This window comes from Kitasatospora purpeofusca, from assembly GCF_036010405.1.
GTDB classification, from domain to species: Bacteria; Actinomycetota; Actinomycetes; order Streptomycetales; family Streptomycetaceae; genus Kitasatospora; species Kitasatospora purpeofusca.
The window spans coordinates 1,425,836-1,451,714 of sequence record NZ_CP108561.1 but is presented as its reverse complement, the minus strand read 5'-3'; the positions used below and the strand labels follow the sequence as shown (position 1 = coordinate 1,451,714).

General features: G+C 73.4%; 21 protein-coding genes. 10 read left to right on the top strand and 11 right to left on the bottom strand.

The features are described from left to right. The 8 genes from OG715_RS06320 to OG715_RS06285 all read left to right on the top strand — a co-directional run bounded on the left by OG715_RS06320 (nt 1) and on the right by OG715_RS06285 (nt 9,257). The gene (locus OG715_RS06320; RefSeq protein WP_266276605.1) at nt 1-843 is read left to right on the top strand and encodes a carbohydrate ABC transporter permease; all 843 of its coding nucleotides are present in this window, start codon (nt 1-3) and stop codon (nt 841-843) included. Further along, nucleotides 843-2,456, top strand: a complete 1,614-nt coding sequence (locus OG715_RS06315; RefSeq protein WP_266276607.1) for an amylo-alpha-1,6-glucosidase — start codon at nt 843-845, stop codon at nt 2,454-2,456. The genes OG715_RS06320 and OG715_RS06315 overlap by 1 nt, the downstream gene beginning before the upstream one ends. A gap of 81 nt (nt 2,457-2,537) precedes the next feature. After that, nucleotides 2,538-3,320 carry a serine protease gene (locus OG715_RS06310; protein WP_266276609.1) on the top strand — a complete coding sequence of 261 codons (783 nt, stop codon included), beginning with the start codon at nt 2,538-2,540 and terminating at the stop codon, nt 3,318-3,320. A gap of 139 nt (nt 3,321-3,459) precedes the next feature. Beyond that, nucleotides 3,460-4,803 carry a type III PLP-dependent enzyme domain-containing protein gene (locus tag OG715_RS06305; RefSeq protein ID WP_266276611.1) on the top strand — a complete coding sequence of 448 codons (1,344 nt, stop codon included), beginning with the start codon at nt 3,460-3,462 and terminating at the stop codon, nt 4,801-4,803. Between the two features lie 226 nt (nt 4,804-5,029). After that, entirely contained in the window at nt 5,030-5,704 is a 675-nt protein-coding gene (locus tag OG715_RS06300) for a hypothetical protein (protein WP_266276614.1), read from the top strand. A 151-nt stretch (nt 5,705-5,855) separates the two neighbouring features. After that, nucleotides 5,856-6,815, top strand: coding sequence for a GlxA family transcriptional regulator (locus OG715_RS06295; RefSeq protein WP_266276616.1), 960 nt, complete (start codon nt 5,856-5,858; stop codon nt 6,813-6,815). Nucleotides 6,816-7,017: 202 nt separating this feature from the next. Beyond that, nucleotides 7,018-8,016, top strand: coding sequence for a type I glyceraldehyde-3-phosphate dehydrogenase (gene gap, locus OG715_RS06290; protein ID WP_266276618.1), 999 nt, complete (start codon nt 7,018-7,020; stop codon nt 8,014-8,016). 221 nt (nt 8,017-8,237) lie between these two features. Then, nucleotides 8,238-9,257, top strand: coding sequence for an LLM class flavin-dependent oxidoreductase (locus OG715_RS06285; RefSeq protein WP_266276620.1), 1,020 nt, complete (start codon nt 8,238-8,240; stop codon nt 9,255-9,257). Between the two features lie 94 nt (nt 9,258-9,351). Here OG715_RS06285 and OG715_RS06280 read toward each other — a convergent pair whose 3' ends face one another. Together OG715_RS06280 and OG715_RS06275 are read right to left on the bottom strand one after the other, a co-directional pair. Then, nucleotides 9,352-10,758: an MFS transporter gene (locus OG715_RS06280; RefSeq protein ID WP_407660950.1), complete on the bottom strand. Its 1,407-nt coding sequence runs from the start codon at nt 10,756-10,758 to the stop codon at nt 9,352-9,354. Then, the gene (locus OG715_RS06275; RefSeq protein WP_266276621.1) at nt 10,755-11,561 is read right to left on the bottom strand and encodes a glycerophosphodiester phosphodiesterase; all 807 of its coding nucleotides are present in this window, start codon (nt 11,559-11,561) and stop codon (nt 10,755-10,757) included. Before OG715_RS06275 ends, OG715_RS06280 begins: the two co-directional genes overlap by 4 nt. A gap of 440 nt (nt 11,562-12,001) precedes the next feature. Here OG715_RS06275 and OG715_RS06270 point away from each other — a divergent pair, with 440 nt between their 5' ends. Then, nucleotides 12,002-13,207, top strand: a complete 1,206-nt coding sequence (locus OG715_RS06270) for a serine hydrolase domain-containing protein (RefSeq protein ID WP_327064122.1) — start codon at nt 12,002-12,004, stop codon at nt 13,205-13,207. Nucleotides 13,208-13,382: 175 nt separating this feature from the next. On the opposite strand, the gene OG715_RS06265 is transcribed toward OG715_RS06270, so the two are convergent. The 6 genes from OG715_RS06265 to OG715_RS06240 all read right to left on the bottom strand — a co-directional run bounded on the left by OG715_RS06265 (nt 13,383) and on the right by OG715_RS06240 (nt 20,052). After that, a complete protein-coding gene (locus tag OG715_RS06265) occupies nt 13,383-14,648 on the bottom strand; it encodes a chitinase (RefSeq protein ID WP_266276624.1) in 1,266 nt (421 codons plus the stop codon). Nucleotides 14,649-15,214: 566 nt separating this feature from the next. Continuing rightward, complete coding sequence (locus tag OG715_RS06260; protein ID WP_266276626.1) at nt 15,215-16,249, bottom strand: UDP-N-acetylmuramate dehydrogenase; 1,035 nt, start codon at nt 16,247-16,249, stop codon at nt 15,215-15,217. Nucleotides 16,250-16,257: 8 nt separating this feature from the next. Then, entirely contained in the window at nt 16,258-17,619 is a 1,362-nt protein-coding gene (locus tag OG715_RS06255; RefSeq protein ID WP_266276628.1) for a serine hydrolase domain-containing protein, read from the bottom strand. Nucleotides 17,620-17,621: 2 nt separating this feature from the next. Next, the gene (locus OG715_RS06250; protein ID WP_266276630.1) at nt 17,622-18,362 is read right to left on the bottom strand and encodes an LbetaH domain-containing protein; all 741 of its coding nucleotides are present in this window, start codon (nt 18,360-18,362) and stop codon (nt 17,622-17,624) included. A 68-nt stretch (nt 18,363-18,430) separates the two neighbouring features. Next, a complete protein-coding gene (locus tag OG715_RS06245; RefSeq protein ID WP_266276632.1) occupies nt 18,431-18,631 on the bottom strand; it encodes a hypothetical protein in 201 nt (66 codons plus the stop codon). Between the two features lie 104 nt (nt 18,632-18,735). Continuing rightward, nucleotides 18,736-20,052 carry a helix-turn-helix domain-containing protein gene (locus tag OG715_RS06240; protein ID WP_266276634.1) on the bottom strand — a complete coding sequence of 439 codons (1,317 nt, stop codon included), beginning with the start codon at nt 20,050-20,052 and terminating at the stop codon, nt 18,736-18,738. A 492-nt stretch (nt 20,053-20,544) separates the two neighbouring features. Here OG715_RS06240 and OG715_RS06235 point away from each other — a divergent pair, with 492 nt between their 5' ends. Continuing rightward, complete coding sequence (locus OG715_RS06235; RefSeq protein ID WP_266276636.1) at nt 20,545-21,360, top strand: class I SAM-dependent methyltransferase; 816 nt, start codon at nt 20,545-20,547, stop codon at nt 21,358-21,360. Nucleotides 21,361-21,392: 32 nt separating this feature from the next. Here OG715_RS06235 and OG715_RS06230 read toward each other — a convergent pair whose 3' ends face one another. The 3 genes from OG715_RS06230 to OG715_RS06220 form a co-directional block, all read right to left on the bottom strand. Further along, nucleotides 21,393-23,189 (bottom strand): ABC transporter ATP-binding protein, encoded by a 1,797-nt coding sequence (locus OG715_RS06230; protein WP_266276638.1) that lies wholly within the window; start codon nt 23,187-23,189, stop codon nt 21,393-21,395. Next, nucleotides 23,186-24,916, bottom strand: coding sequence for an ABC transporter ATP-binding protein (locus tag OG715_RS06225; RefSeq protein ID WP_266276640.1), 1,731 nt, complete (start codon nt 24,914-24,916; stop codon nt 23,186-23,188). Before OG715_RS06225 ends, OG715_RS06230 begins: the two co-directional genes overlap by 4 nt. A gap of 224 nt (nt 24,917-25,140) precedes the next feature. Then, the gene (locus tag OG715_RS06220) at nt 25,141-25,860 is read right to left on the bottom strand and encodes a formyltransferase family protein (RefSeq protein WP_266276642.1); all 720 of its coding nucleotides are present in this window, start codon (nt 25,858-25,860) and stop codon (nt 25,141-25,143) included. Nucleotides 25,861-25,879: the final 19 nt, after the last annotated feature.

The window sequence follows — 25,879 nt, the reverse complement described above, 5'->3', positions numbered from 1 at the left end:
ATGACCACCGTCCGCCACTCCACCGCCCCCCGGCAGCTCCTCCTGCACACCGCGCTCGTCCTCGGCGGCCTGCTGATGCTGTTCCCCTTCGTCTGGATGGTCCTGACCTCCTTCAAGGGCGTCAGCCAGATGATCAACGAGCCGCTGTCCTGGCTGCCCACGCCCTGGCGCGCGCGGAACTACCCCGACGTGCTCAACGAGGTGCCGATCGGGCGCGCGTACTGGAACAGCATGTACATCGCGGCGATCACCGTCGCCGCCACCCTGCTCACCGGGGCGATGGCCGCCTACGCCTTCGCCCGGATCCCGTTCCGGGGCTCCGGGCCGCTGTTCGGCCTCTTCCTGGCCACCCAGATGGTGCCCGCCCAGGTGACGATCGTGCCGCTGTACATCATGCTCGCCAAACTCCAACTGATCGACTCCCACCTGGCGTTGATCCTGCCGGCGATCGCCAACCCGTTCGCCGTGTTCCTGCTCCGGCAGTTCATCCGGGCCGTCCCGGTGGAACTGGAGGAGGCGGCCAGGATCGACGGCGCCGGCCGCTGGACCATCTTCTGGCGGATCGTCCTGCCCAACATCCGGCCCGGCCTGTGGACGCTCGGCATCATCGTCTTCCTGGCCAGCTGGAACAGCTACTTCTTCCCGCTGGTGTTCCTCAACACCTCGGAGCTCTTCACCGTCCCGCTGCTGCTCGACTCCTTCAACTCCCAGCGCGGCGGCATCGACTACGGACTCACCGCGGCGCTCTCCGCGATGACCGTGGTGCCCATGCTGATCGCCTTCCTGATCGGGCAGCGCAAGATCCTCAACAGCATGGCCTCCTCGGGCCTGGGAGGCCGCTGATGTCCACCGTTCCCCCCTGTGCTGTCGAACTCGACCTCCACGACCGGCCGTTCACCGAACGCGGCTCCAAGCTGCTGGTCACCTCGGACCAGGACGGGCTGCGGGTGGCCCGCGCCGAGTACGAGACCCGGCTCGCCGACACCGTCGAACTCACCGGGCTGGTGCTGCGCGACGCGGACGGGCACCCGCTGCCCGTCCGCGCCGCGACCCCCGCGGCGGTCGAATTCGCTGGCGGCGCGGCGCTGTTGTTCGCCGACCCCGACACCCTGGTGCTCACCGGGCACGACGTGCACGCCTCCTGGCGGCTGCCCGACGGCACCGGGCGGGCGTTCGCGCTCGACGGCTGCCACGTCCTGCACGGCCCGCCGGGGCCGTGGACGGCCGCCGCAGTGCGCGCCGCCGCCGAGAACCGCTGGGCCGCCTGGTTCGCCCGGATGCCCGCCGTCCGCCCCGACCTCGCCGCGGCCGCCGCGACGGCGTGGTGGACGCTGGCCGCCAACCTGCTGCCGATCGCCGGCCGCGAGGGCCTCGTCCCCTCCAAGTACGGCTACGTGGGCGTCTGGAACTGGGACGCGCTCTTCCACGCCGTCGCCCTGCGGCACGCCGATCCGGCCCTCGCCCGGGACCAGATCCTGCTCTTCCTCGACCACCAACTGCCCGACGGCCGGCTCCCGGACGTGGTGCACGAGCACGGCGTGCTCGCCGACACCACCGACCTGCCCCGCGCCGACCACGCCCGGCTCGCCGAGCACGTCGGCACCGCCAACGGCGCCCGGCCCACCCCCGGACCCGTGCCGGTCACCAAACCGCCGCTCGCCGCCTGGGCCGTCTGGAAGGTCCACGGAACCGACCCCGACCTCCCCTTCCTCGCCGCCGCCTACCCCCGGCTGGTCCGCGCCCACCGGTGGTGGTTCACCGCCTCCGACCCGGACGGCGACGGCCTGCCCGAATACCTGCACCCCTACTCGTCCGGCCTCGACGACAGCCCGATCTGGGACCACGGCCCCCGCGCCGAACCCCCCGACCTCAACTCCTACCTGGCCCTGGAGGCCGACCGGCTGGCCGACATCGCCGCCGCCCTCGGCCGCCCGACCGAGGCCGCCGACTGGCGCTCGCGCGCCGCCGCCCACACCGACCTCCTGGTCGCCCGCCGCTGGGACGGCACCCGCTTCACCACCCTGGCGGCCGGCACCCCCGTGCCCGTCCGCACCGCGCTCGACCTGATGCCCCTGTTCACCGGCCGGCTGCCCACCCCGATCGCCACCACCCTGGAACGCACCCTCCGCTCACCCGCCTACTGGGGCGAACGACCCGTCCCCACCGTGGCCTTCGACGACCCGGCCTTCGACCCCGAGGCGATGTGGCGCGGCCCGGTCTGGCTCAACATCAACTACCTGCTGATCGAGGGCCTGCACCGCTCCGGATTCCCCGACACCGCCGAGGAGCTGCGCGAACGCACCCTCGCCATGGTCCGCGACGGCGGCGGCCTCCACGAGTACTGGAACCCCCTCACCGGAGCCCGGGCACCGAGGGCCACCACCGGCTTCGGCTGGTCCGCCGCACTCTTCCTCGACCTCGCCCGGGCGGACCGACAATCGGACTGTGGCCATTGACCGGACAGATCTGATGCATCGTCACTACTCTTGCTGCTTACGGACGGAGGCTAACCGGAAGCGGAGAGGGAGCATCGACCCATGCGAACCCGACTCAGGAAGACCGCCGTCGTCCTCGTGACGACCCTCCTCGCCGCCGCGGCGGCACTGACCGCCGCGGCCCCGGCGAACGCCATCGTCGGAGGCACCGCGCTGACCCCGGGACAGGCCCCCTACCTGGTCTCGATCGGAAGGACGTCCCACTTCTGCGGCGGCACCGTCATCGGCGCCACCTGGATCCTCACCGCCGCCCACTGCGTCGCCGGCGCCGCCCCCAGCACCCTCCGGGTCCGGGCCGGCACCCTGACCCACGCCTCCGGAGGGTGGCTGGTCGAGGTCGCCCAGGTCCTCCCGCACGGCTCCTACAACCCCTCGACGATCGACTACGACCTCGCCCTGCTGCGCCTCACCAAGGCGCTGCCGCTCGGTTCCGGCATCGCCACCGTCCCGCTCGCGGCCGACGGCAACGACCCCTCCACGGGTACCGCCCGGGTCTCCGGCTGGGGGGCGACCACCTCGGGCGGCCCGCTCGTCGCCGCCGCCCGTACCGTCGCGGTGCCCGTCGTCGGCCGGGCCAAGTGCCGTACCGAGTACGGCGCCACCGTCATCACCGACCGCATGCTCTGCGCCGGGGAGGACGCCGGTGGCAAGGACGCCTGCCAGGGCGACAGCGGCGGCCCGCTGGTCCTCTCCGGCGTTCTCGTCGGCATCAGCTCCTGGGGCCGGGGCTGCGGTCTGGCCGGGTTCGCCGGTGTCTACACCCGGGTCGGCGCGCTGCGCCCCTGGATCGACACCGGGCGCACCGGCGGGAGCCCCGTCGGGTAGCTGGACGGCCGTGCGGCGGCGTGCACGATCGAACGTAGTGCGAACAATCGACGGAATCGCGCCTTCTGCGTCACCGGACCGCAACGCCTGGGGCAGACTGGGCCTCCGGACGCCCGACGAGCCAGCGGAGCAAAGGACCATGACGATTCCTCACCCCGCTGCCGACCCGTCCGACCGGTCCGACCCGTCCGACCCGGACGCCGCCGCCCGCCGTGAACGCGTGCTGCGCGAAGCCGTCCGCCGACGGCTGCTCGACCCCGAGGACGCGCTGCTCGCCGCCTTCGTCGACCTCGACGGCGTGGCCGCGAGCGTCGCGGACCTGCGGGCGGCCTTCCCGGACCGCCTCGACGTCCTGCACACCTTCGCCGCCAAGGCGAACTGCCTGGTCCCGCTGCTGGCCCGGCTGCGCGAGCTCGGCATGGGCTGCGAGGTGGCCAGCCCCGGCGAGTTCGCCCAGGCGCTGGCGGCGGGCTTCGAACCGGACCGGATCGTCCTCGACTCGCCCGCCAAGACCCGGCGCGAGCTGGCCACGGCCCTGGAACTCGGTGTCGCCGTCAACATCGACAACTGGCAGGAGCTGGAACGCGCCGACGCCCTGGTGGGCGCCGGGACACCCCGCTCCCGGATCGGCGTCCGGGTCAATCCGCAGATCGGCGGCGGCACGATCGGAGCGATGAGCACCGCCACCGCGACCTCCAAGTTCGGCATCGGACTGGCCGACGAGGGCAACGGGAAACGCCTCGTCGAAGCGTTCCGCGAACGCCCCTGGCTGACCTGGCTCCACGTGCACGTCGGCTCCCAGGGCTGCCCGCTCGACCTCCTGGCCGAGGGCGTCGCCCGCGCCGTCGAATTCGCCGAGCGGGTCAACGCCGACCTCGGACGCCGCCAGGTGGTCGGCATCGACCTCGGCGGCGGACTGCCCGTCAACTTCGCCGACGACACCACCGCGCCCACCTTCGCCGGGTACGCCGAACTGCTGCGGGCCCGGGTGCCGGAGCTGTTCGACGGCCGCTACCGGCTGGCCACCGAGTTCGGCCGCTCCCTGCTGGCGAAGAACGGGTTCACCGCCGCGTACGTCGAGTACACCAAGACCGCGGGCGGCCGGCGGATCGCCCTCACCCACGCCGGGGCCCAGGTCGCGACCCGCACGGTGTTCGCCCCCGACGCCTGGCCGCTGCGGATCACCGCGCACCACCCCACCGGCGCGCGGAAGCACGGCGCGCCGGTGCCGCAGGACGTCGCCGGGCCGTGCTGCTTCGCCGGGGACCTGGTCGCGGTCGCCCGCCCGCTGCCGCTGCTGGAGCCCGGCGACCTGGTCGCCCTGCTCGACACCGGCGCCTACTACGCGACCACCCACTTCCAGTACAACAGCCTGCCCGAGCCGGCGGTGCACGGCTTCACGGTGGACGCGGGCGGCGCGGTGCGGTTCGTGCCGCTGCGCCGGGCGCAGCGCGTCGACGAACTGATCCGGCCCGTCGACTGACGCCGCCGCTCCGCCGCCATCGTGACGGTCTGTCAGAACACCAGGCCGGAGAGGGGTTCCCGGACGGCGGAGGGCGGGTATCACCAACCCGCGGCCGCCGTCCCGGCCGCGGTGCAGACAGCCTCAGCATGTCGAAGGAGGCCTCGTCATGTCCGCCCACCCCCCTGCCGAAGCCCGGCCCCCCGCGAGTTCCCCCGAATCCCGGACTCCCGGAGCCCGGCCCCCCGTGGATCCCGACCCCCGGGCCCAGGACGTCCGGACCGTACGGCGCCTGCGCCTCGGCGTCGGTGTCCTCGGGTTCCTGCTGCCGATCGCCCTGCCGCTCGGCAACAGCCTCACCTCCGCCCGGATCGCGTTGCTCGACTCGATGAGCGCGTCCTACTACACCCACATGCGCAACGTCTTCGTCGGCGGCCTGTGCGCTGTCGGCGTCTTCCTCATCTGCTACCGCCACGACCGCCGGGAGGACCGGCTGAGCTCGGTGGCCGGGGTGCTGGCGATCGGGGTGGCCCTGTGCCCCACCGAGCCGCCGTCCGCCCTGGTGCCGCATCCCAGCGGCGTCCAGACCGCGGTGGGCGTGCTCCATCTGGCCTTCGCGGCGGGCCTGTTCGGGGTGCTCGGGTACTTCTGCCTGCGGCTGTTCGCGGACTCCCCGGCGGCCGGCCACCGCCGCCCGGCACGTGACTGGGTGTACCTGGTCTGCGGCTGGGTGATCGTGGCCGGTGTGCTGACGGTCGCCGCGGCCGGGGTGCTGCACCTGGCCCGGGACTGGCCGCTGACCCTGCCCTACCTCGGCGAGGCGGTGTCGGTGTTCGCCTTCGGCGTGGCCTGGCTGGTGAAGAGCGAGGCCGTCCCGGCGCTGCTGCCCCGCGTCGCCCGCCCGGCGGCTGCCGCGCCCTGACCCGGCCGGGCCCCGCCGCGCCCTGACCCGGCCCCGGCCGGGCCGGAGCGTGGAAGACCCGGGCTGATGGCAGGATGCTTGCGGTCGGTACCCTGCCGGCCGGGGTGTGCCGCGGTGCCCGGGTCGACCGCGGGGGAGTGGAGGCGGCCCGATGGGCCGAGGCAAGCACCGGGTCGCCGTGCTCGTACTGGAGGGCGCGAAGCCGCTGGACGTGGGCATCCCCGCGCAGGTGTTCTCCAGCCGCCCGAGCATGCCCTACACGGTCCGGGTCTGCGGTCCGGCGCCCGGCCTGGTGGCCGGCGGCGACGGCCTGTCGTACCACGTGGCCGAGGGCCTGGAGGCGGTGGAGCACGCGGACACCGTGTTCGTCCCCGGCTACCGCGATCCGGCGACCACCGCGCCGCCCGCCGCCGTCGTCGAGGCACTGGTGGCCGCCCACACCCGGGGCGCCCGGCTGGCGGCCATCTCCACCGGGGCCTTCGCCCTGGCCGCCACCGGTCTGCTCGACGGCCGCCGGGCGACCACCCACTGGCACTACGCCAAGGCCCTGGCGGAGCGCCATCCGCGGATCCGGGTCGACGAGAACGTGCTGTTCGTCGACGAGGGCGCGGTGCTCACCTCGGCCGGCGCGGCCTCCGGCATCGACCTGTGCCTGCACCTGGTGCGGCGCGACCACGGGGTGGGCCTGTCGAACCATGTCGCGCGGCGGCTGGTGGCCGCGCCGTACCGCAGCGGCGGCCAGGCCCAGTACGTGCCGCGCAGCGTGCCCGAGCCGCTGGGCGACCTCTTCGCCGGCACCCGCGAGTGGGCGCTGGCGCACCTGGCCGAGCCGCTCACGCTGGAGGGCCTGGCCCGGCACGCGCGGGTCTCGGCGCGGACCTTCTCGCGGCGGTTCGTGGAGGACACCGGCTACACGCCCATGCAGTGGGTGCTGCGGGCGCGGGTCGACCTCGCGCGGGAGCTGCTGGAGCGCACGGACCTGGGGGTGGAGCAGATCGCCGACCGGGTCGGGCTCGGCACCGGGGCGAACCTGCGGCTGCACTTCCACCGCGTCCTCGGCACCTCGCCCACCGAGTACCGGCACACCTTCGCGGCCCGCGCGGAGGGCTGAGCCGGCACCGGGAGAGCCGTGGCGGGATCCTTGCGACCGTTGGCGTGGAGACTGGCGCGATCCTTGCGGACCATGTCGATCCAGTCCCTGTCCGGCCCGCGCCGGAGTCCCGATCATGGAGGTGTCAGCACACGACGGAACGCCCCGGGACCACCACCCCGGAGCACCCCGGCACAGCCCGGAACCGCAGAGGGAGCCCTCCATGACCCGCATCGCCATCAACGGGTTCGGCCGCATCGGCCGCAACAGCCTGCGCGCCCTGGTGGAGCGCGGCAGCGAGCTGGAGGTGGTCGCGGTCAACGACCTCGCCCCCATCGACTCGCTCGCCCACCTGCTCCGCTTCGACAGCGCGCTCGGCCGCTTCCGCCACCCGGTCGCCGTCGAGGGGGACGAGCTGGTCGTCGACGGCAAGCGGATCAAGGTGCTCGCCGAGCGCGACCCCGAGGCCCTGCCGTGGGCCGAGCTCGGCGTCGACCTCGTCCTGGAGGCCACCGGCCGGTTCACCTCCGCGGACGCCGCCCGCGCCCACCTCAAGGCCGGCGCCGCCCGGGTCCTGGTGAGCGCCCCGTCCGACGGCGCGGACGTCACCCTGGCCTACGGCGTGAACACCGGGGACTACGACCCGGCCGCGCACGTGATCGTCTCCAACGCCTCCTGCACCACCAACGCGCTGGCCCCGCTGGCCGCCGTGCTGGACGAGCTGGCCGGCATCGAGCACGGCTTCATGACCACGGTGCACGCCTACACCCAGGAGCAGAACCTCCAGGACGGCCCGCACCGCGACCTGCGCCGCGCCCGCGCCGCCGGCGTCAACATCGTGCCGACCACCACCGGCGCCGCCAAGGCGATCGGCCTGGTCCTGCCGCAGCTCGACGGCAAGCTGTCGGGCGACTCGATCCGGGTGCCGGTCCCGGTCGGCTCGATCGTCGAACTCAACACCACGGTCGAGCGCGAGGTCACCCTAGACGAGGTGCTCGCCGCCTACCGCGCCGCCGCCGACGGCCCGCTCAAGGGCATCCTCGACTACGCCGACGAGCCGCTGGTCTCCGGCGACATCACCGGCGAGGCCGCCTCCTCGATCTTCGACGCCGCGCTCACCCGGGTCGACGGCCGGCACGTCAAGGTGGTCGCCTGGTACGACAACGAGTGGGGCTTCTCCAACCGGGTCATCGACACCCTGGAGCTGCTCGCCCGCGGCTGACCGCGTCCACCGGCGGGGCCGCTCCGGGATCGTTCCGGGGCGGCCCCGCCGCGCCGTTCGGCGGCCCCGACGGTTCGAACACGGCGGCGTGACAGGGATGTTGCGCCCGATGACGAATCCCCGGCGGCCCTTGAGCACCCCCGGCCGGTGTGTGACGGTGGACGGCACGCCGCCCGGCCGGTCACCGTCGGCGCCCGGGGGCGCCGAGGAAAGAGGACACGGTGCCGTCGCACGCGAGGCCCCTGCGCAGGCTGGGATTCCTGACCATCGGACTGTTCGACCCCGCCGACCCGGCCCAGGGGCACGAGCAGACCCTGCGGCTCATCGAACTCGGCGAGCAACTGGGCTTCGACAGCGCCTGGGTGCGCCACCGCCACCTCCAGTACGGCATCTCCTCGCCGGTCGCGGTGCTCGCGGCCGCCACCCAGCGCACCCGCCGGATCGAGCTGGGCACCGCCGTGATCCCGGTCGGCTGGGAGAACCCGCTGCGCCTGGCCGAGGACCTCGCCACCACGGACCTGCTGTCCGGCGGCCGGCTCAACCCCGGGGTCAGCATCGGCCGCCCCGGCCACTGGGAGCAGGTGTCCGGCGCGCTGTACCCGGACACCGCCGAGGCCGAGGACTTCGGCTACGAGCGGGTCCGCCGGCTGCTGGGCTTCCTGCGCGGGGAGCAGGCCACCGACTTCAGCGGCGTCGAGGGCATCGAGGTCTACTCCGACCGGGTCCAGCCGGTCTCGCCCGGACTGGCCGACCGCCTCTGGTACGGCGGGGGGAGCCTGCGCTCCGCCTGCTGGGCCGGGGAGCAGGGGCTCTCGCTGCTCACCAGCAACGTGGTGCGGGCCGAGGAGTCGGAGGACTTCGCCGAGATCCAGCGCTCGCAGATCGCGGCCTTCCGCGCGCACCACCCGCTGGGCGCCGGGGCCCGGGTCTCCCAGGGGCTGGTGGTGATCCCCACCGACAGCGCCACCGCGGAGCAGCGGTCGCGCTACGAGGAGTACGTCCGGGCCCGGACGGCGCGGACCGCCGCCCCGCAGGGTCCGGCGCGGGTGATGTTCGCCCGGGACCTGGTCGGCCCGTCCGCCGCGATCGCCGAGCAGCTGAACGCCCACGCGGGCTTCCGCGAGGTGGACGAGGTGGTCTTCGCGCTCCCGTTCACCTTCGGCCACGAGGACTACGTCCAGATCCTCACGGACATCGCGGCCCACCTGGCCCCGGCGCTCGGCTGGAAGCCGGCGGTCTGACCGGGCGCCCCCGGTGCACGGCAGAACGGGGCGGGGGCTCTCGCAGCCCCGCCCCGTTCTGTACGCTTCTCGTCCGTTCGTTCCCGCGGTGCGGTCAGAGGCGCTCGGGCACCGGGTTGCCGACCGCCTCGATCGCGCGTCGGACGGGGACCTTCAGCAGCACGGCGAAGCCGATCACGAAGAACACGAGCAGCGAGATGATCGCCGAGCGGTAGCTGCCGGTGATCTGGTAGGCCAGGCCGAAGACCAGCGGGCCCATCCAACTGGTGCCCCGGTCGCTGACCTTGTAGACGCTGAAGTACTCGGCCTCCCGGCCGGCCGGGATCATGTGCGAGAACAGCGAGCGGGACAGCGCCTGGCTGCCGCCGAGCACCAGGCCGATCATGCAGGCCAGGGCGTAGAACCAGGCGGGCTGGTGGGCCGGCATGAAGTAGCCGAGCGCGAGGGTCACCACCCAGCCGACCAGCGAGCCGAGGATGGTGCTCTTGGCGCCGAAGCGGTGCGCGATCCGGCCGAGCAGCAGCGCGCCGCCGATCGCCACGATCTGCACCAGCAGCACGGCGACGACCAGCGAGGTCTGGTCCATGCCCAGTTCCTCGCTGCCGTACAGCGAGGCCTGCGAGACGACGGTCTGGATGCCGTCGTTGTAGCAGAGGAAGGCGCCCAGGTAGAGCAGGGTCAGCGGGTAGCGGCGCATGCCGCGCAGCGTGCGGCCGAGCTCGCGCAGGCTCCCGGCGGCCGGCTCGGCGTCCTTTCCGCCCTGGGTGCCTCCGGCAGGTGCGGTGGGCCGCCCCGGGAGCACCCCGGCCCGCGAGGGCAGGCGGAGCAGCGGCACCAGGGTGAAGATCGCCCACCACAGGCCCGCCGAGGCCAGGCAGATCCGCACGGCGGTGCCGGAGGACAGCCCGAACGCGTCGTGACCCTGGAACAGCGCCAGGTTCGCGATCAGCAGCAGGCCGCCGCCCGCGTAGCCGTAGGCCCAGCCCTTGGAGGACACCGCGTCCCGCTCGTCGGGCGAGGCCAGGCCGGGCAGGTAGGCGTAGGAGAGCGCGACCGACACCGCGTAGGCGATGTTGGCGACCACCAGCAGGCCGCCGCCGAGCAGGTAGCGGTCGCCGCCGAGGAAGAACATGCCCATCGTGCCGGCCGAGCCGACGTACGCGGCGCCGCACATCAGCTCCTTGTGCCGCCCGGTGCGGTCCGCGACCGTCCCGAGCAGCAGCATCGCGCCGACCGACAGCAGCACCGAGAACGACACCGTGTACGGGAAGAACGAGCCCGCCCGTATCGACAGGCCGAGCGGGTGCACATTGCCCTGGGCGTCGGCCGCCTCCTTGGCGATCGAGGTCAGGTACGGCCCGAGGAACACCGTGAGGACGGTGGCGGAGAAGGCCGCGTTGGCCCAGTCGTTGATGTACCAGCCGAACTGCATGCGGCGCAGCGCGCGGCCGTCGTCGGTGGCGGTCGCCGGATGCTCCGGCAGGTCGGTCGCGGTGCTCATGGGGTGGTTCCTATCACCGTGCTGGAGCCGTTGCCGCCGTGGGGCCAGCATCCGCGCTCGCGGAGGACATCGCGCAGGACGTCGATGCGATCGGCCATGATGCCATCCACACCCAGGTCGAGGAGAGCCCGGATCCGTGTGGCGTCGTCCACAGTCCAGACGTGAACCTGCAGGCCCAGGCGGTGCGCGGCCCGGACGAAGGCCCGGTCGACGACCCGGATCCCCTTGTGCCGCTCGGGCACCTGGGCGCAGGTCCCGGCCCACGGCGCCCCGCCGCCGCGCCCGAGCGGCCCGGCCAGCGAGCGCAGCCGCAGCCGCGCGACCTCGCGCGGGCCGAGCGAGGTGGCCAGCCGGGGCCCGGCGGCGGCGCGGACGGCGGCGAGCCGGGCGTCGGAGAAGCCGCCGACGCAGACCCGGTCCCAGGCCCCGGTCCGGCGCACCGCCTCGACCAGCGGGCCGACGGCGGGCGCCGCCTTGACGTCGATGTTGAACCGGGCCTCGGGGAACGCGTCGAGCAGGTCCTCCAGCAGCGGCACCGGCTCGGTGCCCCCGATCCTGGCCTCCCGCACGGTGCGCCACGGCAGCTCGGCCAGCACCCCGGTGCGGTCGGTGACCCGGTCGAGCCGGCTGTCGTGGAACGCCACCAGGACGCCGTCGGCGGTGGCGTGGACGTCCGTCTCCAGGTACCGGTAGCCGAGCGCGACGGCGGCCTCGAACGCGGCCAGCGAGTTCTCCGGCCGCCCGAGGTCACCACCCCGGTGCGCGAAGGCGAGCGGCCCCGGATGGTCGAGGAAGGGGTGCATGGCGTGCTCCGAGCTGCTGGAATCGTTCGCCGCCGGACCTGCCGGCCCGCGCGCGTTACATTGTGACACTTGCCGTCAAGATGTAACGGGGTAGGGGGTTCGGTGTCGTGGGGGCATCCGCTTCCCGCACTTTGCAAAGCCACGCACTTTGCAAAGTGCGTGGCTTTGCAAAGTGATCGCCACGACAGCGCCGGCAACAGGGCGAGAGGCAGCAGCGGAAGGCTCGCCGGCGCGCCGCATTAGGCGAACAGCACGCCCGAGTATGTGGAGCCGCGCAGCAACGGCCGGATCCCCCTGATCATGGTCGCCAGTATCGTCGGGCAGTCCACCGGCAGCCTCCCCCGATCGGGGGAGCGATTTCTCCCGCCTTCCCGCGATGCGGTCAGAGGGCCCTGGAAACCAGGATCGTGCCCGACCAAACGATTCCCAGGAGTTGACTCATGCGTACTCAGACCCGGCAGGGCCTTCGTTCCTCGACCCGGCGGCAGGGCGGCAGGCGGCGAGGAGCCGTGTCGGCCGCGGCCGCGGTGGCCATCGGCGTCATGACGCTGGGCGCCCTCGCCCCGCCCACCGCCTCCGCTTCCGATTCCGATTCCGCCGTCCCCGCCGCTGCCACGGCCAGGCCGGGCGCCGTCCAGCAGGTCCTGGACGCGCTGGTGCGCGACGACGGGATGCCGGCCGCGCTGGCGAGCGTCAAGGACCGGAACGGCCGCACCCGCACCTACACCGCAGGAGTCGGCAACCTGAGCACCGGCTCGAAGGTGCCCGTCGACGGGCAGGTGCGGATCGGCAGCAACACCAAGACCTTCGTCGCGGTCGTGGTTCTGCAACTGGTCGGCGAAGGGAAGATCGGCCTCGACGCCACCGTCGACACCTACCTGCCCGGTCTCGTCCGCGGAGATGGGATCGACGGGCGCCACATCACCGTCCGCCAGCTCCTCCAGCACACCAGCGGACTCCCCGACTACGGCATCCACGTCGACGACGACGAGCTCAGGAACCGGTACTTCGAGCCCCGCGAGCTGCTCGACATCGCCCTCCGTTACAAGGCCGACGCGGCTCCGGGGACGACGTGGGGGTACAGCAACACCAACTACGTCCTGGCCGGCCTGATCGTCCAGAAGGTCACCGGCCGTCCCCTCGCCGAAGAGATGGACCGGCGCATCATCAAGCGCATCGGGCTGCGCCACACCTACTTCCCCGCCCCCGGCGAGATGGCCGTCCGAGAGCCGCACCCCCAGGGCTACCACCGCAACCCGGCGGACGGACCGCTGCGCGACTTCACGGAGATCGACCCCTCCGCAGGCTGGGCCGCGGGCCAGTTGATCTCCACGAACTCCGACCTCAACCGCTTCTTCACCGCGCTCCTCGCCGGCCGCCTCCTCCCGGCGGCCCAGCTCGCCGAGATGCGCACGACCGTCCCCGCCGGGACCTCAGGCCTCCGCTACGGGCTGGGGCTCATGAGCAGGCCGCTGACGTGCGGCGGCGTCTACTGGGGCCACGGCGGCGACATCCCGGGGTACGAGACCCGGGGCGGCGCCACCGACGACGGCCGCGCCGCCAACGTCGCGGTCACCACCATCCCGACGGACGAGGCGGCCGCACAGCACGTCAAGGACGCCGTGGACAGGGCCCTGTGCGGCTGAACCCCGCCGAGGGCGTTCCGTGAAGCAGAACGACCGATGGGCCCGACCGCTGGGCGGTCGGGGCCATCGTGCTGCCATGGCCGGCAGGGGGAGGACACGAGATTCGAACTCGTGAGGGGCTGCCCCCACACGGTGAGAGCTTCACTGCTCCCCCCGTACACAGGAAGGCCGGGGGTCAGCCTTCTCCGGCCGAGCCTGTCCCCCGTCCGGCTTCGGTGACGGTTGGCCAGGTGCGATTCATCCGTTCCGGTGACGGGGTTCGGCCCGGACGGTCGTACGGGTCCCTGCCCTGTGAGCGCGAGCCCTTCTCGTTCGAGGCCGTCAGCCTCCCGTACCGCTTGCTGTCGGCCGCCTGCGACGGTCGAGTCGGCCGCCGCACGGCGAGGGCGGGCGGCAGAGCTGCCGGGGCCTGCGGCCGGTCGGCGTGCCATACGCTCGGCCGTTCCGGTGCGGGCGGGGCGGCACGGAGTGTGCCCGGGGCCGGCGGGCTCGTGCGGTTGAGGATGTGGGCGAAGTCGCCCGCGTCCTGCGCGGTTCCGCTGCACTCCTCGGCCAGCGCGCCGAGCTCGGGACAGGGCCGGTCGCGCCCCAGCGACCAGTAGGACAGTATCCGGATGCCCGTCTCGTCGGCGAACGCGGCGAGCTCGGTGGCGTCGGCGGTGCTGAAGACCTCGTTCACAGCATCGTTGACGCCCACCATGGGCGTGTTGCCCTCCATCGCCCACAGCTGTTCGTCGCTCCTGCCCGGCCAGATCCCGGCCAGTTGTTCGTGCAGGCCCTTCGCGGCCCGGATCGCGGTCTCGCCCATGTCGAAGTCGGGACCGTAGTCCATGGTCATGATGTTGACGAGGTCGATGTCCAGGCCCCGGTCGCGGGCGTCGCGCAACAGGCGCAGCGCCGGGTCGGGCAGCCCGTGGGGGTGGGTCGGCAGGGTGTACTGGACGGCGAGTTCGCGCCCCGCCGCGGTGTAGTCGTGCTGGAGCCGGGCCAGTGCCTGGGTGCGGCGCTCGTTGGCGGTGTCGTCCTCAAGAGTGGGGCCTTCGATGTCCAGGTCGATTCTGCGCAGGCCGAAGGTCTCCACCACGCGCCTGTAGGCGTCGGCGAGGTCGTCCACCGAGGTGCACGCCCGCGCCAGCTCCGTCCCCGCGCCGCCGCCCAGGGAGACGATCACGTCGCCGCCCGCCGCCCGCACTCCCTCCACCGCCTGCGGCCACTCGGACTCCACGATCGGCATGGTCCCGTCGAGAGCGCCCTCGCACCCGCCGTCGCTGATCACGAACCCCAGCGTGAAGTGCGACAGGCCCCACTCCCGGCGAGCCCGTTCCATCGCACCCGGTGGCCCCCAGCCCTCCACGTACGGCGCGGTGAACCGCGCCGGAAACCGCCCGCGGCTGTCGAGGAGGACAGCGGACTCGGGCCTGGGGGCCACGACTTCCTCCACGCGCGACTCCCGGGACCCGGTGCCTGTCCGCATCGGAAGGACCAGCACGGCGAGCAGCGACAGGGCGAGTGCCGGAGGGACGGGACCCCGCGACGGACGGGACGGCCAGAGCATCAAGGCACCTACCGCGCAGTGAAACGATGGGACGGCATCGCTCCGGCGGAGCTGCCATCGATCATCGCCGCCATGCGCTGCCTCGGGTTGTACCGGCACGACCGGCGTGGCGCAGGTCCTCCAGCGTCCGTCCACACAGCCGCGAAGCCGCACCGAGCCCGCCGCCGGCCACCACAACCACACGGGGTCTTCCCAGCCGCCGTAGCGACATCACGTCCGGAACCCGGTGGTACCGCCCGTCGCTGGGCCTTCGTGCTGCCACGGCTGGCAGAGGCGGAGGATACGAGATTCGAACTCGTGAGGGGTTGCCCCCAACAGGCTTTCCAATTCTCCCGAACGCCGTCCGCCGGGTCCGTACCCGTCCTGAACTGCGGCGGAGCAGGTTGCTGGTCGGCTGCCGAACGCGGCTGGACGGGGGACCAGGACCAGAACTGAGACCAGAGAAGTGGGCCTCAAGGCCAGGCGCCGACCCGTACTGGCTCGGGGTGGAGCGTAATGCTGGTGGCTCGCTCGACCTGCCGGACGAGGTCGGTGAGGGCCTGGCTGAAGCCGGTGGCGGTTGCACTGTTGTGGGCGGTGAGGGTGAGGGTGCGGCGTTCCGAGCATCGGACGCCGTCGGCGATCTTCTGGCCAGGTCGGTAGCCGACGTGTTCGAGGAGCCATCCGGCGCCGGCCCGCAGCTGGCCGTCGCTGTCGGTGTGGACGGGGCAACCCGCCGCCGACCAGCGGGCGGCCTGGGCGGTGGTGACGAGCGGGTTGAGGAACACGGAGCCGGCTTGGCGTGCGTCGGGGCCGTGGGGGTCGAGGAGGAGGCCGCGGCGGTGCCGGTTGGCGAGGACGGCGGCGGTGACCTCGCTGACCGGTGGCCTGGTTCCGGGCTGGACGCCGAGTTCCTCGGCGAGCGGCTGGTAGGAGATGGGTGCGGCCGGGGAGCGGGTCAGGCGGAAGGTGACGGTGAGGATGGTCCAGCGGCCCGGGTCGTGCTTGAAGCGCCTGTCGCGGTGGCGGAGTCGGCACGCCTGGGCGGGCAGGGTCCGCAGTCGGCCCATGTCCCAGTCCCAGGCGGTCAGGTGGTCCAGGGTGTCGCCGACCTGCTGGCCGTAGGCACCGGCGTTCTGGACCGGGGCGGCACCGACGGTGCCGGGTATTCCGGCCAGGCACTCGATCCCGGACAGATGTTCGGCGGCGGCCCAGGCGGTGAGGTCGGTGAGCGGGTGGCCGGCCAGCACGGTTGCAAGGACAGTGTTGTCGTCCTGCCGCTTCGCGGTGATGCCCCGGGTGTTCATGACGGCGACGGTGCCCGGGTGCCCGGTGTCGGACGCGATGACGTTGCTGCCGTGGCCCAGGGTGAGGGGGCTGTACTCCTCCCGGCGGCCGACGGTGTGCACCAGCTCCTGCCAGTCGTCGTGGTCGGAGACGTACAGCGGCTCGCCGACCGGGCCGCCGAGCCGCAGGGTGGTGAGGGAAGCGAGCGTGAGGTGGGGCACGGGGCCTCCTACGGTTCGTCAGTGATCGCCTTCAGCGCGATGGCTCGCAGCGGGACGAGGCGGGTGCGGTTGTCCTGGTGGTGGTAGACGGCGTTGGTGCAGATGGCCAGGTAGCGACCGGTGGCCGGGGCCAGGTAGAGGCTCGTGCCGGTGAAGCCGTGGTGGTAGGCGACCCTGCCCTCGTCGGCGAGGATCCAGGCCAGACCACGGTCGAGGCCCGGCTCGATCGCGGCCTGCGGCTGCATGCTGGCGGTGAGCCAGCGGCCCAGGGGGCCGCCGGTGGCATGGGCGGCCAGCAGGTGGGTGGCGAAGGTGGCGAGGTCGGCCGGGGTGGTGAACACCCCGGCGTGGCCGGCGACTCCGCCGAGCAGGGCGGCGTTGTCGTCGTGCGGCAGGCCCCAGAGGCGGGGGCCGCCCGGCAGTCGCTGCTCGGTCGGCGCGACCCGCGCGGAGCGGGTGAGGGGCCCGTAGGCGGTGGCGGTCATTCCGAGGCTCTGCCACAGGTCGGCCGCCAGCTCGTCCAGGCGGTGGCCCTGGGTGTGGGCGAGGGCCAGGCCGATGAGGATGAAACCGCGGTTGATGTAGCGGTGGCCGGCTCCGGGTTCGGCGATCAGGTCTTCGCCGCAGATCAGTTCGGCCAGTGGCTCGGTGCGGCCCCGGTACCGGTCGAGGCGGGTGTCGGCCCGCAGGCCGGAGGTGTGGGAGAGGATCTGGCGGGCCGTGGTCCGGCCACCGGGTGCCTCGGCCGGGATGTCGGGCAGCAGCTCGCGGACCGGAGTGTCCAGGGTGAAAGCCTCGTTGACGGAGGTGCCGACCAGCGGCCAGGTGGCCAGAACCTTGGTCAGCGACGCCACGTCGTACACCGTGTCCGGACCCGGTAGGGCATCGCCGCACTCGGGGGCGACGATGCCCGAGGTCAGGAATCCGGGCTCGGTGTCGAAGGTGCCGTGGGCGATGACGCCGCCGGGGACAGTGCCGTCGGCGGTCATCAGGTCCAGGCACTCGCGCAGGTCGACGAGTGCGTTCGGGCTCCACGGCACGGTGAGGTTCACGACTGCTCCTGGTTGATCGTCAGGTCGGCACCGAGCGCGGCCAACTTCGGCAGCAGGCTGCCGTATCCGCGCCGCAGGTGGTACATCCCTCGGATCGTAGAGGTGCCTTCGGCGGCCAGGGCGGCGATCACGAGGGCGGTCGAGGATCTCGGGGGCGCCGACGAGGGTCAGCGGGTCGTCGGCCAGGATCGCGGCGGCGTACAGGTGCAGGGCGATGTTCTTGCTGCCCTGCACGGTGGCCGTGCCGGTCAGGGGCCGGCCGCCGGTGATGTGCACGGCGCGCTCGTCGGTCGTCGCGGGGGTGTCGGTGGTGGGCATGGCTACCTTCCCTGGCTTCCGGCGGGGAAGAAGCCCCCGACCTGGGTCTTGGGGTAGAGCAGGGTGTGCGCGCCGATCAGGGTGGCGGGCTGCAGGACCGTGCCCGCGGGGACGATCACGCCGTCACCGACCACGGCGCCGAACTTGGTCTGGCCGGTGGCGATCCGGTGGCCGTCGAGGTGGGCGCACACCTCCTCGGTGGCCGGTTCGGTGACCGGGCCGGAGGTCACCCGCAGGCCGGTGGTGGACACGAACGCGCCGATGTTGACGCCCAGGCCGAGCACGGAGTCGCCGACGAAGCTGGTGTGCTTCATGAAGACCCCGCCGGTCAGCAGCGAGCGGGTGACCTCGGCGCCGAACCCGATCCGGCAGCCGGGGCCGATGACCGTGTTGTCGCGCACGCGGGCGCCGGCTTCGATGACTGCGCCGGGGCAGACCAGGGCGGGGCCGGTGACGAACGCGCCCTCGGCGATGAGGGCCCCGGCCGCCACGACCACGTTGCCCCGGACTGTCGCGCCGGGCTCGACGGTTCCGGCGGGCTCCGGGAGCGCGATGCCGAGGTGTCCGGCCAGCAGGTCGACCATGGCCTTCTTGAGGCCGAACACGGTCGGGCAGCAGTTCAGCAGGTGCAGGACCACCGGGTCGGTGACCTGTTCGGTGTCGATGTAGTACGCGGGTGTGGTGCGGTAGTCGATGTGCTCCAGGTCGGTGTCGATCCGGGGCGCGTCGGTCAGCCGGTGCATGGCCGGTTCTCCTCTCGGGCGAGGGAGGGGAAGACGTGCGGGGGGGGTCGTGGTGACGACCTCTGGGCCTACGGGACGGGCAGGTCCGGGATGGTGGCCGCTATCTGGGGGCGGGCCTCGGCCCGGTGGTCGACCGCGAGGCCGAGCAGCACGAGCACGGGCAGGTGCAGGGCGGTCCAGGAGGCGGTCAGGAAGGTGCCGAGGCGGTCCCGGTCCGGTGCGGCGTGCCGGGGTCCGTCGGAGGGCGTGGCGGTGCTGTGCGTTGGCATGGGAGGGCCTTCGGCAGCAGGGGGAGGGGTGGACGTTCCCCAGTGAACTGCCGGGCGGGATGCCGGATCCGTAGCCGGGCTACGGGCCGTAGTCCGGCTACGGGTCAGATGATCTGCACGCCCGCGCGGGCGGCGAAGCCCCGGACACCGGGAAGCTTGCGGTCGTGCCGCAGCAGGCCGGTGGCGAGGTCGCGCACGGCGCCCCTGCGGACCTCTTGTGGTGCGGCCTCCTCAGCGGCGAGCAAGGCCCGGTAGCACTGCTCGGGCTTGCCCCACTGGTCGAACGCGCGGGCCACGTCGGTGAAGAAGCGGGCCTGACGCTCAGCGGTCGGCAGCGCGGCGGGGTCGATGGTGGCGGCCATCTCGATGGCGCGGCCGGCGTCGCCGAGTTCGTAGTGCACCGACAGCTCGTGCAGGGCGACGCCCTGGACGCCGTCCAGCAGGCCGGAGGACCGGCTTGCTACGGCAGCGCTGTCGGCGGCCTCCCGGATCAGGGCGTGCGCGTAGGAGCGGTCGCCGGTCTTCGCGGCGGTGTAGGCAGCGGTGGCGTACAGGTCTCCGCGGGTGGCCAGCCGGGCGGTCTCGGAGACGGAAGCATCGGCGAGGAGGTCTTCGGCGGCGACCACCACGATGTCGGTGGCGCGAGCCAGGCTGCCCTGGCGGCGCCAGGAACTGGAGACCATGCGCTGGGCCTCCGCGGTGATCAGCGGGTCTCCACCCAGCCGGGCGGCGGTCAGCGCGCGGTCCGCGGTGATGGCCACCAGGTTGTTGGTGCCGACTTTGATGCACAGCCGGACGGCGATGTTGTAGAGCCGGGCGACGTTGCGGGCCCGTTCCTCCGCCGATCCGACCATCTCAGCGGCCGCGATCCGACCAGGCAGGGCGCGGGCCAGGAGGTCGTACTGGGCCGCCTTGAACTCCTGGCGCGACGTCACCAGCGAAGCGGCGACCGTCGCCTGGGACGGTTCACGGCGGGGAGACGGAATCCGGCCGGCCCCGTACAGGAGAAGGTCCTCCAGATCGGCCAGCGATGCCTTCTCCTCGGCATGCGCGGCCCGCTGGCCGGCGGTCGGGGCGAAGAGGGCGGCAGCCGCCAGGGTCAGGAACGGGCGGCGTCGCACATCGTCCTCCTCGGCAGCGGAAGTGCTCGCCAGCGTAGCGGAGGCGACCTTCCTAGGGCGTGATCTCGCTCGCTCGGAGGCCGGCTGCGGTAACGCGATCAGCGTGCCCAGCTCTACACCGAGCGCATCGGCCAGCCGCTGGAGCAGCGTCAGGTCCTTCACCTGCTGCATGTCCCGCTCGACCAGGGACATCCAGTCCTCGCTGCGGCCGACTTCGCCGGCCAGCCGGATCTGGGTCCACCCCAGGGTCGACCGCCGGAGCGAGACGAACGCCCCGAACGTCCTGCTGATGTCCCCCACCGCCGACCCCCGCGGCTCGTGTCCAGGCAGCTACAGAAAGCTGCCGTAGCGAGCTTGCGGGCGCTGCACATCCGATGTGCCCCGGATGGTCGAGGAAGGGTTTTTCACAGCCACGCACTTTGCACAGTGCGTGGCTGTGCAAACTGCGGAACTGAGCCGCCCACTGATCGGGTCAGTAGGGCTTGCGAGCAGGTCGGACAAGTGAGGCAGGCCCGACCGGGTCGGGCCTGGGCGAAATTTTGCAAAGTCGCACTTTGCAAAGTTCATACCCGGAGCGGCCTGCGGGTCGGGCGGGCCGGGCGGGTGGGGGCAGGGTGGGGATTTGCTCGGGTCGAGCGAGGTGCGGGTGGTGCGGCGCGCCTCGGGGGTGAGGGGCGGGGGAGGGGGAGGATCGGTGAGGGCGGTCCGTCCGCCGGTCCTGTGAGCGAAAGGCCCTGCCGTGGAACTCTTCGACGATCCGTTGCCACCCGCCGCTGTACGGGGGGAGGGCCCGTGACCGGGGACCAGGAGGACGGAGGGCGCTACGGCGAGGCGGTGTTCCGGCCGGAGCAGGCGGGGGAGGGTGAGCGGATCGACTTCGGCGCGCTCGCCTACGACGGGGTCACCATGGCCCGGCTGCACGCCCTCGGGGTCGGCCCCGGGTGGCGCTGCCTCGACATCGGGGCGGGCACCGGCACGGTCTCCCGCAGGCTGCTGGACGAGGCCGGGGTGGCGGAAGTGCTCGCCGTGGACCGCGATGTACGCTTCCTCGCCGAGCGGGCCGTGTCCGGGCTGGAGGTGCGGGAGGCCGACATCACCGCCCCGGACTTCGCCCCCGGCCGGTTCCGGCTGGTCCACGCGCGCTTCGTGCTGATGCACCTGCCCGACCGCGAGCGGCTGGTCCGGGCACTGGCCCGGCTCGTCGAGCCGGGCGGGGTGCTGGTGCTCAGCGACGCGGTCGACCTGACCGGCGACCGGGCGCCCCGCACCCCGTACAGCACCGCGATGCGGGCGATGTGGCAGGGGCTGCGCGCCACCATCGGCACCGACGTCTCGCGGGTGCCGGCGTACCCGCAACTGCTGCGCGCGGCGGGGCTCGAACGCGTCGCCGCCGAGATCCACGTACCGCCGCTGCTGCCGGGCAGCCCGATCAGCCGGTTCTGGGCGGACACCTGGGAGCGGAGCCGGGCCGCGATGCTCGCCACCGGCCAGGTCGACGACGCGGCGGTGGACGAGGCGATCCGCTACCTGGACTCCGAGGACTGCGCCGCCCTGGCGGCCGGCATGCTCACCGCCTGGGGGCACCGGCCCGCGTCCCGCCCGGCCTGACGGGGGTGCGTCCGTGTGCTGTGACCGGTCGGTCAGCCCGACCGGTCGCCGTGCCAGGAGCGCCACAGCCGGGCGTACGGACCGCCCTGCCGCACCAGCTGCTCGTGGCTCCCGGTCTCGGTGATCCGGCCGTCCTCCATCACCACGACGCGGTCGGCGTCGTGCGCCGTGTGCAGCCGGTGGGCGACGGCGACGACCGCGCGCCCCTCCAGTACGGCGGCGAGGGCCCGTTCCAACTGCCGTGCGGCGCGCGGGTCCAGGAGCGAGGTGGCCTCGTCCAGGACCACGGCGACCGGATCGCTCAGCACCAGCCGGGCGAGGGCCAGTTGCTGCGCCTGGATCGGCGAGAGCGGCGCGGCTCCCGAGCCGACCTCGGTGTCCGGGCCCAGTTCGCAGGCCCAGTCCCAGGCGTCGACCGCCTTCAGCGCGTGTTCGAGCTCGCGCTCCCCGGCGTCCGGCCGGGCGATCAGCAGGTTGTCCCGCAGGGTGCCGCGGAAGACGTGGTGCTCCTGGGTCACCAGGGCGATCCGGCGGCGGAGTTCGGCCACCGGGACGGCCGCCATCGCGGTGCCGCCGATGGTGATGGAGCCGGCGGTGGGGGTGTGCAGTCCGGCGAGCAGTCCGGCGAGCGTGCTCTTCCCGGCGCCCGACGGACCGACGACCGCGATCCGCTCCCCGGCCCGGATCGTCAGATCGACGGAGTGCAGGACGTTCCGGCCCTCCCGGTAGGCGTACGACACACCCTTCAGGACGATGTCCTTCCCGGCACCCGGACGGCCCGAGGCGCCCGCACTGCCCGGGTCGGACCCGGCCGCACCGGCCCCCTCCGGCGCGGCCACGCTGCCCGCCTCCGACGCGGGCCCGTGCACGCCGAGGATCCGGGCCAGCGAGGCCCCGCCGACCTGCAGTTCGTCCATCCAGTACAGCAGCCGGTCCACCGGGCCGATGATCTGCTGCACGTACAGGGTGGCCGCCGTCACGGCCGCCAGGGAGACGTGGCCGTCGAGGTACAGCAGGCCGCCGATCAGCAGGGTGGCGACCACCGGCAGCACATAGCCGGTGTCGGCGATCGGCAGGTAGACGCTGCGCAGGTGGAGCGTGCGGCGCTCGGCCGCGTAGGACTCGGCGATGTCCTCGTCGGCCCGGGCGGAGCGGTGGTCGGCCAGCCGCAGCGCGTCCACGGTGCGCGCCCCGTCGACGGTCTCGCCGAGGCCCCCGGTGAGCCGGGCGTAGGAGGCGTTCGCCCGCAGATAGCCGGCCCGGGCCCGGCGCAGGTACCAGCTGGTCGACAGCCACAGGACGGGCACGGCGACCAGGCACGGCAGGACCAGCACCGGCGCGGTGAGCGCCACGGCGCCCAGCGTCAGCGCGACCGTGGCGAGCGCCACCAGGGTGTCGGGGACGGCGAGTTGCACGGTGCCGGCCAGTACGTCGATGTCCCGGGTGGTCCTGGTGATCAGCTCGCCGGGGCCGGCCCGTTCCACCGCGGCCAGGGGCAGGGCGAGCACCCGGTCGACGAACTCCTCGCGCAGCCGGGCGAGCACCTTCTCGCTGAGCCGCAGCGAGGCGAGCAGCGCGAAGCGGGTGAGGACGGCCTGGGCCACGACGGCGGCGCCGATCGCCAGCGCGGTGCCGGTGGCGCCGTCGACGCCGCCGCCCCGGCCCGCGTCCTCGACCAGTCCGCCGAGCAGTTTCGGCGCGACCAGTCCCGCCGCGGTGGCGAGGGCGTGCAGCAGCAGGGAGTACGAGAGCTGTCCGGGGTGCCGGAGGGCGAGGCGCCTGGCGTAGGCGCGCACCTCGCGGGGTGTCGCGACGGGAAGGGTGCTCATGCCACCGTCACCTCCCTGGTGACGACCGCCCGGTAGCGGGCGTCGGCGAGCAGTTCGCCGTGGCGGCCCTCGGCCACGACGGCTCCTCCCTCGACCAGGACCACGTGGTCGGCGCGGTCGAGCAGGATCGGGCTGGTGGTGAACACCACGGTCGACCGGCCGTGCCGGTGGGCGCCGAGCCCTTCGGCGACGCGGGCCTCGGTGTGGGCGTCGAGCGCGCTGGTCGGTTCGACCAGGACGAGTGTGTCCGGGTCGGCGAGCAGGGCGCGGACCAGGTTCAGCCGCTGCCGCTGGCCGCCGGAGAACTCCCGGCCGCCGGTGATCTCCTGGTCGAGGCCCTCGGGCAGCGCCTCGACGACATCGTGGGCCGAGGCGGTGTCGAGCGCCCTCCGCAGCCGGTCCGTTCCGCTGTTCGGGCTGCTGTTCGGGCTGCTGTTGGGCCCGTGCGGATCGAGCTGGGCGGCGAGCCCGCCGGAGAACAGCCGGGCGTCGTGGTCCACGACCAGGATCCGGCGGCGCACCTCGGCGAGCGGGAACTCGGCCAGCGGGGTGCCGCCGAGGGTGGCCGGGGAGTCCACGTACCGGCCGAGCCGGTCGGCCAGCACCAGCATGTCGTCGGGGCGGGCGCAGGCGACGGCGACGAACCGGCCCGGTGGGATCTCCAGGCCCGATCCGGGGTCCCGCAGCGGCCCGCGCGCGGCCTCGGCGTCGAGCTCCCGGTCGCCCGAGCCGAGCCCGGGTTCCATCGCGAGCAGGTCGGTCACCATCCGGGCCGCGACGAGCGCCCTGGTCAGCTGGTCGACCATGGAGGTCGCGCGGCGCAGCTGCTCGGCGAGGAACACGGCGTACCCGTAGAAGGCGACCAGCGCGCCCGGGCTCATCCGGCCGGTGCCGACGAAGTGGGCACCGAGCCAGACGATCACGGTGACGAGGAGTCCGGGCAGCAGCAGCCGTCCGGCGGCCACGCCCGATTCCACGCCGGCGACCCGGACGCCCTCGTGGCGCACCCGCTGCGAGCGCTCGCGGTACCGGTCGGCGAAGACCCGTTCGCCGCCGATGCCGCGCAGGACCCGGAGTCCGTCGACGATGTCCACGGCGAGGTCCGCCAGCGCGCCCTGTTCCTTCCGCAGCCGGTGCTGCCTGGCGTGCAGCAGCCTCATCAGCGCGGCGATCGCCGCCGCCGAGAGCGGTACGCCGACCAGGGCGACCAGGCCGAGCTGCCAGGAGACGGTCAGCATGACGCCGGCGACGACCGCGATGGACACCGCCGCGCCGCCGCCGCGGGCGGTGCTCTCCAGGGCGGCGCCGATCCGGGTGATGTCGGTGGCGCCGACGCTCACGACCGTGCCGGCGGAGACCCGTCGGGGCAGTTCCGCGCCCAGCTGGGCAGCTTTGCGGGTGACGAGCTGCATGGTGCGGTAGCTCGCCCCGAACCGGTTGGTCACCGAGCAGCGGTCGCGCAGGGTGCCGGCGACGGCCTGGGTGACCCCGAGGCCGAGGACGACGGCGCACCAGGCCACCAGCGCGCCCCGGTCCGCGGCGATGAGGCCCCGGTCCACCCCGCGGCCGATCGCGGCGGGCACGAAGGCCTGGGCCAGGGTGCAGAGCACGCCGTAGCCGACGGCGAGGACCGCGGAGGCGCGGTGGGCGGACGCGAGCCACAGCAGGTAGCGGCCGGGGGAGCCGAGCGCGGGCTCGCCGGGGTCGGGTTCGGGGAAGGGGCGCATGGGGACTCAGGCTTTCGTGCCGAGGACGAGGCCCCGGACCGGCCAGGCGCGGGCGCCCCGGTGACCAGCAGATGGTACGTCACATTGCAGCTGTGGACGACCCCTTGGGGGGATCCACCGCGTTCCCCGGTCCGGCGGGGAACGGCCCGGCGGGCCCGCGCACGACAACCGGTGCGCGGGTCCGCCGGGCCGCTGCGGGCCCCATCCGCTCGTGCGGCCGTGCCTCAGCGGTCGTGCAGGGCCCACCGGCCGCTCTCGACCCGGACCGTGTCGGTGCCCGGCAGGGCGATCAGCTCGGGCTTGAACAGCGGCGGCGCGTCCATCGCGGGCTCCCAGGTCGCCAGCCGCTCGTCCTGGGGGACCTCGATCCGCCGGTTCGCGGTGAGGTCGGCGACCACCTTCAGCAGCAGCCGCACCCCGAGCGGCGCCAGATGGTCCCGCCACAGGGTCTGCGGGGTCGAGCCCGGTGGCACCAGCAGGTGCTCCTGGGCGGCGAGCGGCCCGCCGTCCGTGCGCTCGGTGAGGTGGTAGACGCTGCCGCCGGTCACCTTGTCGCCGTCCCGGACCGTCCACCGGATCGCGTCCCGGCCCCGGTGCAGCGGCAGCAGGCTCGGGTGGTAGCCGATGGTCGCGACCGAGGCTCTGGCCCGGGTCCGCCGGCCGAGGAAGGCGTGCGAGTGCGCGGCGAGGATGATGTCCACCCCGTCCGGGATGTGCATCGCCCGCAGTTCCGCCGAATCCGTCCACGGGACGTCCCGGTGGTACGCCCAGGAGCGCAGCCGGTCCCAGGACATCGCGTCGCCCTCGTCGGACTTCCCCTTGCGGAGCCGGGGGGCGGCCGCGCCGACGATCTTGTGCCCCTCGTCCAGCAGGGCCTCCGCGACCTGGACCGCGAACGCCCCCTGTCCTGACATGTAGATGTTCATCCGCACTCCTGCGCTCACTGATCGGATGGTGGCCGGC

Excerpts from the sequence above, each read along its gene's own strand:
- OG715_RS06245 (WP_266276632.1), bottom strand. The coding sequence starts at position 18,631 with ATGCCAACGCACAGCACCGCCACGCCCTCCGACGGACCCCGGCACGCC.
- OG715_RS06280 (WP_407660950.1), bottom strand. The coding sequence starts at position 10,758 with ATGAGCACCGCGACCGACCTGCCGGAGCATCCGGCGACCGCCACCGAC.
- OG715_RS06270 (WP_327064122.1), top strand. The coding sequence starts at position 12,002 with ATGCGTACTCAGACCCGGCAGGGCCTTCGTTCCTCGACCCGGCGGCAG.
- OG715_RS06310 (WP_266276609.1), top strand. The coding sequence starts at position 2,538 with ATGCGAACCCGACTCAGGAAGACCGCCGTCGTCCTCGTGACGACCCTC.
- OG715_RS06295 (WP_266276616.1), top strand. The coding sequence starts at position 5,856 with ATGGGCCGAGGCAAGCACCGGGTCGCCGTGCTCGTACTGGAGGGCGCG.
- OG715_RS06230 (WP_266276638.1), bottom strand. The coding sequence starts at position 23,189 with ATGAGCACCCTTCCCGTCGCGACACCCCGCGAGGTGCGCGCCTACGCC.
- OG715_RS06275 (WP_266276621.1), bottom strand. The coding sequence starts at position 11,561 with ATGCACCCCTTCCTCGACCATCCGGGGCCGCTCGCCTTCGCGCACCGG.
- OG715_RS06225 (WP_266276640.1), bottom strand. The coding sequence starts at position 24,916 with ATGCGCCCCTTCCCCGAACCCGACCCCGGCGAGCCCGCGCTCGGCTCC.
- OG715_RS06255 (WP_266276628.1), bottom strand. The coding sequence starts at position 17,619 with ATGCCCACCACCGACACCCCCGCGACGACCGACGAGCGCGCCGTGCAC.
- OG715_RS06250 (WP_266276630.1), bottom strand. The coding sequence starts at position 18,362 with ATGCACCGGCTGACCGACGCGCCCCGGATCGACACCGACCTGGAGCAC.
- OG715_RS06320 (WP_266276605.1), top strand. The coding sequence starts at position 1 with ATGACCACCGTCCGCCACTCCACCGCCCCCCGGCAGCTCCTCCTGCAC.
- gap (WP_266276618.1), top strand. The coding sequence starts at position 7,018 with ATGACCCGCATCGCCATCAACGGGTTCGGCCGCATCGGCCGCAACAGC.
- OG715_RS06315 (WP_266276607.1), top strand. The coding sequence starts at position 843 with ATGTCCACCGTTCCCCCCTGTGCTGTCGAACTCGACCTCCACGACCGG.
- OG715_RS06305 (WP_266276611.1), top strand. The coding sequence starts at position 3,460 with ATGACGATTCCTCACCCCGCTGCCGACCCGTCCGACCGGTCCGACCCG.